This is a genomic window from Streptomyces sp. NBC_00690 (genome assembly GCF_036226685.1).
In the GTDB taxonomy this organism is placed as follows: domain Bacteria; phylum Actinomycetota; class Actinomycetes; order Streptomycetales; family Streptomycetaceae; genus Streptomyces.
In genome coordinates, this window is the sequence record NZ_CP109009.1 from 672,994 (window position 1) to 684,686 (window position 11,693).

General features: G+C 65.6%; 8 protein-coding genes and 6 pseudogenes. 10 read left to right on the forward strand and 4 right to left on the reverse strand.

The annotated features are described in order from the left end of the window. The first annotated feature begins 464 nt into the window (after nucleotides 1-464). Nucleotides 465-596, forward strand: coding sequence for a hypothetical protein (locus OID54_RS02900; protein WP_329013456.1), 132 nt, complete (start codon nucleotides 465-467; stop codon nucleotides 594-596). On the opposite strand, the gene OID54_RS02905 is transcribed toward OID54_RS02900, so the two are convergent. After that, on the reverse strand, nucleotides 593-859 hold the full coding sequence (locus OID54_RS02905) for an IS110 family transposase (protein WP_329013459.1): 267 nt from the start codon (nucleotides 857-859) through the stop codon (nucleotides 593-595). The two genes, OID54_RS02900 and OID54_RS02905, sit on opposite strands and share 4 nt — an antisense overlap. Before the next feature lie 408 nt (nucleotides 860-1,267). Here OID54_RS02905 and OID54_RS02910 point away from each other — a divergent pair, with 408 nt between their 5' ends. Then, complete coding sequence (locus tag OID54_RS02910) at nucleotides 1,268-1,564, forward strand: hypothetical protein (RefSeq protein WP_329013462.1); 297 nt, start codon at nucleotides 1,268-1,270, stop codon at nucleotides 1,562-1,564. Nucleotides 1,565-1,794: 230 nt separating this feature from the next. On the opposite strand, the gene OID54_RS02915 is transcribed toward OID54_RS02910, so the two are convergent. Then, complete coding sequence (locus OID54_RS02915; protein WP_329013465.1) at nucleotides 1,795-3,249, reverse strand: hypothetical protein; 1,455 nt, start codon at nucleotides 3,247-3,249, stop codon at nucleotides 1,795-1,797. Nucleotides 3,250-3,476: 227 nt separating this feature from the next. On the opposite strand from OID54_RS02915, the pseudogene OID54_RS02920 reads away from it, so the two are divergent. The 3 genes and pseudogenes from OID54_RS02920 (at nucleotide 3,477) to OID54_RS02930 (ending at nucleotide 6,855) form a co-directional block, all read left to right on the forward strand. Beyond that, a pseudogene (locus tag OID54_RS02920) lies at nucleotides 3,477-4,611 on the forward strand (IS630 family transposase). 66 nt (nucleotides 4,612-4,677) lie between these two features. After that, nucleotides 4,678-5,609: pseudogene (locus OID54_RS02925) on the forward strand (IS5 family transposase). Between the two features lie 664 nt (nucleotides 5,610-6,273). Then, nucleotides 6,274-6,855, forward strand: a complete 582-nt coding sequence (locus OID54_RS02930; protein ID WP_329013466.1) for a hypothetical protein — start codon at nucleotides 6,274-6,276, stop codon at nucleotides 6,853-6,855. Nucleotides 6,856-7,115: 260 nt separating this feature from the next. Here the strand turns inward: OID54_RS02930 and OID54_RS02935 are convergent. Next, a pseudogene (locus OID54_RS02935) lies at nucleotides 7,116-8,029 on the reverse strand (transposase family protein). 477 nt (nucleotides 8,030-8,506) lie between these two features. Here OID54_RS02935 and OID54_RS02940 point away from each other — a divergent pair. Further along, entirely contained in the window at nucleotides 8,507-8,719 is a 213-nt protein-coding gene (locus OID54_RS02940) for a hypothetical protein (RefSeq protein ID WP_329013468.1), read from the forward strand. A gap of 473 nt (nucleotides 8,720-9,192) precedes the next feature. After that, a pseudogene (locus OID54_RS02945) lies at nucleotides 9,193-9,583 on the forward strand (restriction endonuclease). 38 nt (nucleotides 9,584-9,621) lie between these two features. Here the strand turns inward: OID54_RS02945 and OID54_RS02950 are convergent. Continuing rightward, nucleotides 9,622-9,984 carry a helix-turn-helix transcriptional regulator gene (locus OID54_RS02950; RefSeq protein WP_329013470.1) on the reverse strand — a complete coding sequence of 121 codons (363 nt, stop codon included), beginning with the start codon at nucleotides 9,982-9,984 and terminating at the stop codon, nucleotides 9,622-9,624. 93 nt (nucleotides 9,985-10,077) lie between these two features. Between OID54_RS02950 and OID54_RS02955 the strand changes: the two genes are divergently transcribed. The 3 genes and pseudogenes from OID54_RS02955 to OID54_RS39105 form a co-directional block, all read left to right on the forward strand. Then, nucleotides 10,078-10,482: an STAS domain-containing protein gene (locus OID54_RS02955; protein WP_329013472.1), complete on the forward strand. Its 405-nt coding sequence runs from the start codon at nucleotides 10,078-10,080 to the stop codon at nucleotides 10,480-10,482. Between the two features lie 642 nt (nucleotides 10,483-11,124). Continuing rightward, nucleotides 11,125-11,542 (forward strand): annotated as a pseudogene (locus OID54_RS02960) (ATP-binding protein); the annotation flags it as partial. Further along, nucleotides 11,521-11,691 (forward strand): annotated as a pseudogene (locus tag OID54_RS39105) (transposase family protein); the annotation flags it as partial. The pseudogenes OID54_RS02960 and OID54_RS39105, both read left to right, overlap by 22 nt. Nucleotides 11,692-11,693 lie beyond the last annotated feature (2 nt).

Below are 11,693 nucleotides of genomic sequence, written 5' to 3' on the forward strand. Positions count from 1 at the left end.
TCCGCAGTGCCTCACCAAGAGGCGTGCAGAATGCGCCGGACACGCTGATGCAGCACTCACGCAAGGGGACATACGCCCGCGCGGGCTCCACCACCCAGTACAGCCCGCGCGAACTCCACCAATAGTCCGCAGGACCCCCGGTTTGGCGAACCGGTGTTCGTCGGCTATACAGTGCTCTGCTTCATCGTTGACGCATCGTGCGGCCAGCCAGAGAATCCGGGTGCCAGACAGAACTCCCGCATGAGGGAACAGCACTCTACGAAACGGTTCAAGGAACTGTGGAAGGGAAGCTCGAACGAGATTCTGACGAGCTGCTACTCCTTCAGCAACGGGGACCGGGGCCAAACAGGCTGCCACCACCGGGGGTGCTCCGGGTGTCACAGGTTGACTTGCCCAGGAGAGATCTTCAAGTCCCTTCCAGGTCCTTCCTGTCTGCCGTAGGCGAATGCGATATCAACCTGATGATGTCGTCCATTGACGACCTGCTCGCCCGCGCTCGCGTGGAGCACCGGCCTTGTGGGCAGGAGGAGATCGACGCCGCCGCTGCCCGGATCGCCGGTCGTGTGCCCTTGTCCGACGAGTGGGATGTGCTCTAGCCCGCCGCGGCCAGCTGTTGGGCAGGTGTGCGGCCGAGGCCGCCGGCGCCTTCGACAGCGAATCGACGTTCGGGCCACTGCTCACTCCAGCGCATGAGCTGCCGGAAGGTTCCGACGTTGACGACGAACCGACGCTGGCCGATCTTGTGGCCTGCGGCGTCGATCGCGACGGCGGTGTGAGAGGACTTGTGAGGGTCGATTCCGATGGTGATCACGCGCATCCTGACCTGGTGCTCGAAGCGGCAGAAGTGTGCGGTGGGCACCCTGACTTGAAGTAGCGGTGTCACCCATTCATGCCTCTGTCGAGCCACACCGCGCGGGTGCCGGTCGGCAGGGGCACGCTAATCTTGAGCCAGCCCCGAAGGGCGGCATGGGGCAATGCGAGCCCGTGCCGACCGACACCCTGGACGCTACGGCTGCAGACAGTGCGTCTGGAGTCATGCGCGGAGGGTACGAGGTGAGCGTTCACGTCGAGAAACCGGGGTTGGAACCCCACTCAATCGAACACCGAGGTAACGCTCCGCGATGACTCCCCAAGATCTGCGCCAGAACCGAGAAATGACGGCAGTCCGGTCTCCGAGCCGCTGCGGACTCATCCAGATGGCTGAGCGCCGCCGGTTTCCGGGATGATTCGGAGAGGAGTTCAGACCCGCGGGGGAAGGAACAGCGCGATGGCGATCAGAGGGTTGAGTCCGGAGAGGGCGGCTCGCCTTGAGGAACTCGTCGACAAGTGCCGGCCGCTGTTGCTTGGGGACAACGGGATGGCCGCCGTGCAGCGGCTGCTGAGTGAGCGCCGAGTCGAAGTGCTTGATGCGGTGGTGATTACGCGTGAACTGCTGGGGGCGGGTCCCACGTCGCTCGGGGAGGCAAAGACCATCGTTTTGACGACTCCAGGCAGAGGGCGTGAGCTGAGGGTGCACAAGGAGTTCATGGACGGCCTGGAGCAGAACGGCGCCCTCGGCCAGTGACTACCGTCTGGTCGGCGGCCCGCTACCCGTGAAGATGGCGGGTTGCAGGAGAGGGGTCGGACGGCCCGCTGGTTCTTCGGCTCGGGTGCTGGAAGCCGGTAGGAGAGTCGGTGCCGGTCCCGATGACGGTGCCCTGGCAAGTACCCCCGTGACTTCACAACTCGGGTTCTGGTCCAACTTCTTTGGTGGACTAGCTAGTGCCGCATCAGGCAACGTTCGCCCTGTCGCTATCACGGCGAGGGCGTCAGGGTGATCGGGGCAGTCCTTACTGACATGAAGATTCGGTAGCTACCCCCTCCACCGGAGAACAGCCAGCTTCCCCCGATGTCCCCACCTTCGGACAGCTCCGGGAAGTTGTAGGCGATGCCTGGAATGGAATCGCTGTGGCGCGGCAATCCGGAGCCATTGGCGATCAGCCGCTGGAGAAAGTCCGGGTGCAGATCAAACTCGCAATCGTCAATCTTGTCGTCACCAAAGATTTCCGCCATGGCATCTCCGAGCAAACTTGATATGTCGCTAACCAAACCGGTGGCTTCCTCGATGCCGTAAGCGGCAGCACCGAGGGCGGGGTTGAACGCAGCGAGGCCGCCTATTATTCCCGCTTTGGCGTTATCGCTCCACTTCTTCTCCAAATGGTCAGAGGCGCCCGCCTCGCGATCGTACAGTGCGATTCTAATGCGTATCCTTCCGTCACCGGGAATGAAGAACCCCTCGGCAAGCTGGTGCCCGACACCGAAAACCTCCCCCTCTTGGACCTCGGCGAAATCGATGCGCTTACTGATCACCGCCCTCTCTCTTTGCAGGGGGTCGACGGCATAGACGATCACCACAATGTACGGCTCATCCTCGCCACTAGGATCTTCTGTCCCGAAGCACTTGATGGCCGCAGTATCAATCGTCACGACATATCGGGTATCTATCTTCGGGTCGCCGCTGAGCGGCTTGATGATACTTCCGAAGGTAAACGGTTTACGCCAGTTTCCATCGCTACCCAGCGCAGCTAGCCCTTGAGAGTCGCCGACCACGAGAGCACCGATCTGCTCACGGTAAAACGCGTTGATGGCTGCTTCAGCCCCACGGCGACCAAGTACTTCCTGTACCTGGCGCTGCACCTCGGGCTCGGGGAGCGACAACTCACGCAGGTGGGCCGCCAGAGTTATGATCATGTCTCCTTTGAGGGCTTCCACTTCGGCCTGCAGTGCGTCAGGGGGATCGTGGTTCACCAGCACCTCGACGGCCAACTTCTGCGCCGCCACATAGTCAGGCAGCTGCCCGAAGTGACCAAGGAGTTTACTCAATGTCGTCAACTGAATAGCGACCGCTGCCACATCGGCCCCTCTATACGCCCCTGCACTCTTCCAGGCCGGGATCGCAGCTTGCGCCTGGACGATGGCCTCTTCTCGTTGACCATTCGCGTCCAGCCGTGCAGCCAACGTGTGCACCGCTCCCGCAGCCTCCGCGGCGTGCTCGGCGTCTTCCGGCTGCCCACGGGTTAGGACAGTCACTGCTGCGCGCTGTGCTTCAACAGCAAGTTCGGCAGGTCCACCAATGGATAGGCGACGCGACAGCCCTTGGAGTTGGCGACCGACATCGAGAACGTTTGCGCCGGGCAAAACACTCTCGTCCAACAGTGCCCTGATCTGCTCACCTACGGCTGACCCAGTCAGCAAATGTTCATCCGTCATCCGCTATACCCGCCTTAACGAGCAATTTCACATGGCTTCGACTCAGCTTCGCCAATGGGGCACAGTTCGAGGCCTTCGCTCCGATCGACCGACGAGGTAGTCCCATTCCCTAACTTTCCCACCAAACCCGTTCGTCCGCACATGCAGATTGATCAGCGCAACTGACGAGTTTTCAGCGAAATGGTGCGCGAAGGCGCTGGAGGGCACTGGACGGTCAGAATGATCACGTGGCTGAGCATGTGCGGGTCCGGGATATTGACGATGACGAGGGCAGACGGTTGCTGCAGATTGTCCGCAGAGGAACTGGGTCGGTGGTGACCTGGCGGCGGGCCCAGATGGTGCTGTTATCGGCGCAGAGCATGCCCGTGGCGAAGATCGCGGAAGTGACGTTCACCAGCGCGGACCGGGTTCGGGACGTGATCCACAACTTCAACTCCGACGGCTTCGACTCGCTCTACCCCAAGTACAAAGGCGGCCGGCCCAGGACTGTCGCACTGCCCGAACGCCGGGAGATCAAGAAGGTCGCCAAGTCCAAGCCGGCCGAGCACGGCCTGCCGTTCTCGACCTGGAGCCTGGCCAAGCTGGCCGACTTCCTGGTCGCCGAGGGGGTGGTCGACGACATCAGCCACGAGGGACTTCGGGTCCTGCTCCGCGAGGAAGGCGTCTCGTTTCCACGCGTGAAGACCTGGAAGACCTCCCGCGACCCCGACTATGCGGCCAAGAAGGCACGTGTCGAGCACCTCTATACGATCGCCGACGGCGCGGTCATACCCGAGGAAGGCGAACCCGAAGTCGTCTTCTGCATGGACGAGTTCGGGCCGCTCAACCTCCAGCCCCACCCCGGGAGGCAGTGGGCGGAGCGCGGGGGCCGACACAAGGATCCCGACCGGGATCCCCGGCCCCGCCGACGGGCGACCTACACCCGCCCGCACGGGGTGCGGCACCTGTTCGCCGCCTACGACCTCGCCAAAGGACCAGCTCTACGGCCACATCAAGAACACCAAGAACCGATCGAAGTTCCTGGAGTTCTGCCGCTACCTACGCTCCCTGCACCCGGCGGACGTGCGCATTGCAATCGTCTGTGACAACTACTCCCCGCACCTGACGACGAAACGGTGCCAGCGAGTCGGGACGTGGGCAGCGGCGAACAACGTCGAGATCGCTTACATACCCACCAACAGCTCCTGGCTCAACCGCATCGAGGCCCAGTTCACAGCCTTGCGCTACTTCGCCCTCGACGGCACCGACCACCCCAGCCACAAGGCCCAGGGCAGCATGATCCGCCGCTACATCATCTGGCGGAACAAAAACGCCGGCGACCACCAACTACGCGAAGTCGTCACCAGGGCAAACGTTGCCTGATGCGGCACTAGGCACTGTTTCTCGGATCTCCTGACGTGCGTGGGGTGTTGGGGTCAGGCTGTTTGTATGGGCCGTGGTGATCTGACGAATGCGGAGTGGGACCAGTTGGAGTCGTTCTTGCCTCCTGGTGGGGCCCGCGGGGGCCGATGGAGTGACCACCGTCGGGTGATCAACGGGGTCCTCTACCGGGTCCGGACGGGCGTGCAGTGGAGGGATCTGCCGGAGCGATTCGGGCCGTGGGAGACCGTCTACAAACGCCATCGCCGCTGGTCAGCGGATGGAACATGGACGATGCTGCTGTCGCGGATCCAGGCGGCCGAGGACGCTGCGGGCCAGATCGACTGGGACGTCTCGGTGGACTCGACAGCTGTGCGGGCCCACCAGCACGCCGCCGGCGCGAGGAAGACACCGGCGGCCGCAGATCCTCAAAAGGGGATCGCTGGGGGGACGAACCAGGTCGATCCGGTGTTGCGGAAACTGACGGTCCGGCTGGAGGAAGTGGTCAGATCGGCGAGTGTCTGGGACGTTCCCGCGGCGGATTCACCACCAAAATCCACCTTGCCGCCGACGGGCGATGCCGGCCCCTCGCCCTCGTCCTGACACCCGGACACTACGGTGACGGCCCCCAGTTCGAGCGAGTGCTGGAGCAGGTCTCCGTGCCCCGCATCGGAGTCGGCAGGCCCCGGAGCCGGCCCGACCATGTCCTGGCGGACCAGGCCTACACCTCTCGGAAGAACCGTCGTTACCTGCGACGACGCGGCATCCGGCACACCATCCCCGAACGCCTCGACCAGCAGAGACACCGCAAGAGTCGCGGTTCCCGAGGCGGCCGTCCCACCGGCTTCGACAGCGAGCGATACAAGAAGCGCAACACCGTCGAACGCGCAATCAACCGCCTGAAAGGCTTCCGCGCCGTCGCCACCCGCTACGAGAAGCGCGCCTACATCTACCTCGGCACCATCACCCTCGCAACCCTCGTCATCTGGCTCAGAACATGATCCGAGAAACAGTGCCTAGAGGACATAGATCCGCCCCGCGGTCTCAGCTGGTCGGAACAGGCAAGCGTCCGCCCGATCTCGTCTCACTCGTCCCTTGGCTCCGCGAGGACCGACCGCTGGTACTGAACGGCGATGCCGCGTCGGCAAGTCCCATCTGCTCGTCGGGATCGGCACCGCCGGAATCGTTCGGGCAGGCGCTGTGAGACGAATTGCGGGATCCTGGAGGGAGACTCAATCATCAGGGCGCTCAGAGGTGACCGAACGGATGACTGTTCCGGTGTCCCCGCGTAGTGGTGGCGGACCTGCGGCAATGCCCGTCGGGCGACCGCCCCGCCCTGCTGTGCGCCGCATCGCGATCACTCTCATGTGCGTGGTCCTGATCCCCGTGGGTTGCTTCTGGGGGCTGCTGCTGGCCTGGTTCGGACCGGAGTATCTGGTCGGCCGTTGGGCGTGGGATTCACAGGGGAATGGCGCCTACCTGCTGACGCTGGTAGGAGGGATCGTCTGGGCGCTCACGCTGTTCTTCATCCGCCGAGCCCGGGTTCCCGAACGCATGGTGCGTCGCATCACGCTCTCCCTGGTCCGGACCACGTGGGGCGCCGGCGGGGCGGGGGGTCCCGTGGTAGTACCCGGTCTCGGGCCGCCACCCGGCGAGGACGACGCGGTGCCCCTGCCTGAAGATCCCGCCCTGGCTGCCCGTGCGACTGGACTGTGGCACGCGAAGCGCCGGCTGAGCCATTTCGAAGGGCCGGTCTACGGGGCCATCGCCTTGATCAATTTCGTGAAGGGCTACCAGGAGTTCCGCGTAGGAGAAGACGGGGAGGTGAGTCCGCCGCTTCTGATCTTCTTCCTCGTCTCGGTAGGGATCGCCGCCGTACTGGGGTCTTGCCACTTCTTCCTGAACCGGCGCCTGGATGCGATCCGGCGGCGGGACCTTGGGCTCACGATGACCGCGACCGGCGGCGACACCGCGATCCTACGGCGCAGACACGCCCTCGAACGGTGGCGGAACCGGTGCTGCTACATCTTCGTGGCCACCTTCGCCTTCGTGTTCTTCGCCCACTGGGTGGAAAATGCCATTGAAGACCTGACGGGACCTTCCAACCTCGTGAACTTCCTCGTGATTGGGCTGCCCTTCGGGTTTCTTTTCCTCAGCTTCCCCACCGCATTCTTCCTGCAGTGGCGCCTGCTCCGGCTGGACGCTCGCATCGCTGCCCAGTCCCACCACAACGAACGGGGACGGTGAGGCCCAAGGCGACCACGCAAGCGGCGGAGACGGCCCCAAGCTCATGGGCGGGCCGCTGCTGGCCCGCTTCGGGGTGTCAGCCCTACGGCCTCTGTTCTCTCGCATCAGTTTGAGGCGGTGGTGCGTTGTCAGTGAAGACGGGCATGCCGAGTTCGACCTGTTGAGGGCGTCCTTCGGTGGAGGTGTTCTTGAGGCTGTTGAGCTTACGAGCTGGTGCGTGATTGCGTTTGAGACGTGGATGCCTGACCGGGGGGTTTTTGTCAGTCGGTGGTGTTGCGGTCGGAGACGAGGCCGGCGATGGCCCGGTAGGTGGCGGGCAGATTCTCCCGGCGGTGGGTCCAGCGGACCAATTGCTTCCAGCGTTTGTGATCGGCGAGGGCGTGTTCGACGGTGATGCGCTTCGAGGAGTGCCGGTGCCGGGCTCGTAGGCGGGCTTCGAGGACCTCGGGAGGGCTGATCTTGTTTCCCTTCCTCGGCGGCGTCACCGCTTGGCCGGGATGGTCGCGGCGGAGTCCGAGGTAGCCGTCGTCCAGAAGGACTTCAACGTCGGAGAAGCGCTGGAAACAGGTACCGATGCCCTCGTTGCGTGCAGCGGTCGCGTCATGCATCCGCCCTGGTCGCAGGGCGTCGGTCCAGAGCGTGCGGCCCTCATGGTCGGCGACGACGGTGGCCTTCATCGTGTTCTGCTTCTTCTTCCCCGAGACGAAGGCACGGCGTCCGCCGCGGCCGGCCGGGGCCGACGGACCTGGACTTCGGTGGCGTCCAGCCGCAGCTCGATGCCTTCGGCCTGGGCGTATGCGAACACATCCGCCAAGGTCCGCAGCCGCAGGCCGGGCCGGTCCGGGACCGCACATCCCCGCTCGGCCAGCAGCCCTCGCATCTCGCCGATCGCACGGGTGATGGTGGAGCGATCGACGCCGAACAGCAGCCCCAACGCCGCATGCGGCAAATCGTGCCGCAGATGAATCAGCGTGGCCACGAGCCGGTCGACGAACACCAGCCGATGCCGGACACCGGCTCCTGCTTCACGTCGCCTGGCCCCGCCGCGGGCTCTGTGACGACGCCCCTCGACCACCGCCTGCCAAGGGTCGGCCAACTCCTCAATCAGGTAAGCGAGATGCCCCCGAGAGACCCCTGTGAACACCTGATGCGCGAGAACCGTCCGACTGACCATGATCGCCACATCCGGATCATGCCACCCACCAGCAAGAACACCTCACGCGCAATCACGCACCAGCTCGTTAGCCATCGCAGCGTCAAAGCTGACCTGAAGTCTTCGCCGAGCCGGATGCGGAGGTGGACGAGGGCTCGGGCGAGTGCGGTGCGCTCCGGGCTGACGGCGGTTCGGGAGTGTGGGCGGAGTTGGTAGAGGCGGCGTTCCAGCGTGCGGCGTTCCAGTCCGTTGAGGGATGCGCGGGCCGTCCTGTGCTCCATGGCGGGTGTGGGTGGGGCGGGCATGGGGTTGGTGTTTCTGGGGGTCAGGGTTTGAGGGCGTAGACGGCGCGGCGGGGGTTTCGGCGACGCGTTGCCAGTGGGTGAATCCGGCTTCTTCGGCGAGGTGGCGCAGGGTTGTTTCGCCTGGGTGGTTGCCGAGGGCGAGGGGCCGTTCTGGGCTGCGGCGGCGGGCAGGCACAGGACGGTGGACAGGGCCATGAAGAGTCGTCCGACGGGGTGGGTGTTGGTGGTGGGGTCGGCTTCGGCGTTGGGTTCGACGAGCATGAGGGTGCCGTCGGGTTTGATGATGCGGCGGCAGGCGGTGAGGGCCGACGCGGTGATGGCGGTGGCGTTCGAAGAGTTCGCTCTGCTCCTCAACGCCGACCAGGCCCGCGATGCCCTCCGCGAAGTGGTGCGGGCCCGTGGGTGACCCGGACGGCCAAGGCGGCGTTGAACCCGGTGGGACCACGACGATGCAGCTCACGCCGGTCAGCGGCCTGCAGCGAAGCGGTAGTGAAACGGCCCCCTTCCGCGCCTCGGAGCCGATCTTCACCGAGCTTGCCGCACGATGGGAGATCGACGGACGGGCCGTTCCCGGCCAGGCGGATGAGGAGTGGGCGTTCCTGGCCCTCACGCTGACCGCGCGGTGCGGGGACGGCCCCCACCACCCCCGCACCGCACCCCCAAGGAGCCGCGGGCGCCCGCGGCTCCGGGCTGCCGGGCCGGCACCATGGTTGGGCCCCGGTCCGGCCGCCTACGTGTTCCCCCGGTGCTGCTGGCCCGCGCGGACCGGTCGTGGCTCGTTTCCTCGTCAGCACGGCGAGTGGCAGGACGAATGGGGGCGTAGCAAGGACAATTTGGCGCTGACAGTGGCCCGCACCGCTCCCAGCATCGAGGCTCGCCATGCACACCAGCGGCCACAGCGTCCTGTACGACCCCACCGGATTGATCGAAGCAGGGCTTCCACTCGACCGCGAACCGTACGAGCGTCTCGTCAGCGCCGTCCTGGCCTGGACCGGCAAGGATATGCTCGCGACACGCGACTACGAGCAGAGCGGCCTCCAACTGACCGGCCACGCCCGCGCTCGCCGCCGACGTCCGGCGCCAGGCCGCTGCCCTGCCCTGGGACGACGGCCGCGGCGTCCTCGCCGACATCGTCTTCCGCGAAGCCAACAGCCGCCTGCCCGTCCCGCTCAAGGGCACCGCTCACTGCGTTCAGAACCGTGCCCACCTCGCCCGCGTCCTCTACACCCGGCTGGACTGCCTCATCGGACCTGCCCCGGCCACTCCATAGCTGACGGAAAAAGCCAGAACGAGCCCGGGGTGGTTTGTCTACTTCGCGGCGGTGGCGTCGGTCGGAGGTTGCGTGTGTGCGGCTGGTGGGCGGGTGCGTTCGGTTTCGTCCTGTACGAGGAGGGAGAGCAGTGAGGCCACGGGCAAGCCGGCTTCGGCGGGATGGCGCAGCACCTTGGCGGGATCGATGCGGTAGGTGTTCTGGCGTCCTTCGCGGGTGTGTGAGAGGTACCCGTTCTGCTCCAGGTCGGAGATGATCCGTGATACGGCACGCTCGGTGAGTCGGCAGTGGGCGGCGATGTCACGGATACGGATGTTGGGATTGTCGGCGATGGCTGCCAGCACGCGTGCGTGGCTGGTGATGAACGTCCATCCGGTGTGGGAGTCAGGTACTGCGGCCATAGCCAGCACTCTAGGCGACGCAGGTTGCATGACATACTTTTCCGGTAATCGACGGCGTGCTCCCGCAGGGGAGAGTCACAAAAGGAGCTTGAGGTGTCCTGGAACGAGGCCGCCTTGTCGACGTGCACGAGCAGCACCAGCGGGACGCTAACCCTGGAGGAGATCACTGTGCACGCCTCGCACCCACCCGTGGTGCGGCAGTACGAGTACCGCGGGGCCTGGGTGATCGCCGCCGCCGGCGACTACGACTTGGACTCGATCGCACCGCTGCGCCAGGCGCTGCACACCGCGGCGAGGCGCTATCCGAAGGTCGTCCTCGACGCCTCCGCTGTCACTTTCGCCGACTCGACGTTCCTGAACCTGCTGATCCTCACCCACCAGATGGGAACGCTGCGGGTGGTCGCACCCTCCGCGCAGGTACGACGCCTCTGCGAGATCACTGGCGTCGACCGCTTCTTGGAGATGCGACAGACGATTGAGGAAGCAGCCGCCTCGTAACCCACCGCGCCGTTCTCTGAACCTCGGCCTCCCGGCCAGGAACCGGCCGGGCTGTGGCTGATGACGGCCACCTCGGAGCTGCACGCATCCGAGCTGGTGGTCTACCACGGCCAGAAGGAAGCCGCCCGCCACGAACGGCTGATTGCCAAAGGCCAGGTCCGACTGAATCTGGACCGCTACCTGGAAGCCCTGGCCAGAAAGCCCGGCGCGTTTCCCGGAGCGACGGCGCTCGAACAGGCCCGGTCGGCAGGAAAGTTCACCCCTGTCCACGACGCGTGGTGGGCGGCGGCCTGCAAGGCTCACGGAGACCGGGACGGCACGCGGGCCCTGATCGAAGTACTCCTGCTTGGCCGCCACATCGCCCACGAGCATCTGGTCGCCGGGCTCGCCGCAGCCTTACGAGCCGGCGCCCTGACCGCGGACGCGGTCGCCCTGGAAGCGCGGAAAGCGGCTGAAGCCGACGAGGTCGTTGCCCCTCTCGCTCCGGCGGAGCCGGAACGGGCCAATGTGACCTTCCCGACCGAACGGCGGCTGACCCAACTGCCGCCCGACACCCGGCCGCTGCCCTCGGTTGCGGCCTACGACCAGCTGCTACGACAGAGGCAGCCGGCCGAACCGCACCGCCACCCAGGGAGAGATGCCGTGACGTTCACACGCCACCGCGGCCTGACCGAACAGGCAGCCGACGCCGCCGTGGACCAAGCCTGCCGGATGCTCAGGCTGCCCACCATCCGGGCCCAGTTCCCCGCGCTTGCCGAGGCAGCCGCCCGCGACCAGATGTCCTACCGCGGGTTCCTCGCCGAACTGCTGATGGTCGAATGCGACGACCGGGCCCGCCGACGCTCCGAGCGACGGATCAAGGCCGCGGCTTCCCGAGGGAGAAGTAACTGCGAGCCTTCGATTTCGAGGCCAACCCCCACATCGACCCCGCCGTCATCCACTCCCTCGCCACCTGCGAAGGGGTCAGGAAGGGCCTGCCGCTCTGCCTGATCGGCGACTCGGGAACCGGCAAGTCGCACCTGCTGTCGCGCTCGAGACCGAGGCCGCCCGCCCCGGCTGGCCTTCCCCGATCAGGTTCTGGCCACTGTGCTCCACCTACGGGCTGCCCTGGCCTCAGAACCTCTCGCGGTACTTTTCGGCACCAGCCGCACCCCCATGCACCGCATCCTCCTGAAGAACCGGCGACTGCTCGAGACGCGAGCCCCCACCCG

Coding starts and splice junctions, on each gene's coding strand:
- OID54_RS02940 (WP_329013468.1), top strand. CDS start 8,507: ATGAAGAGTCGTCCGACGGGGTGGGTGTTGGTGGTGGGGTCGGCTTCG.
- OID54_RS02900 (WP_329013456.1), top strand. CDS start 465: ATGTCGTCCATTGACGACCTGCTCGCCCGCGCTCGCGTGGAGCACCGG.
- OID54_RS02915 (WP_329013465.1), bottom strand. CDS start 3,249: ATGACGGATGAACATTTGCTGACTGGGTCAGCCGTAGGTGAGCAGATC.
- OID54_RS02910 (WP_329013462.1), top strand. CDS start 1,268: ATGGCGATCAGAGGGTTGAGTCCGGAGAGGGCGGCTCGCCTTGAGGAA.
- OID54_RS02950 (WP_329013470.1), bottom strand. CDS start 9,984: ATGGCCGCAGTACCTGACTCCCACACCGGATGGACGTTCATCACCAGC.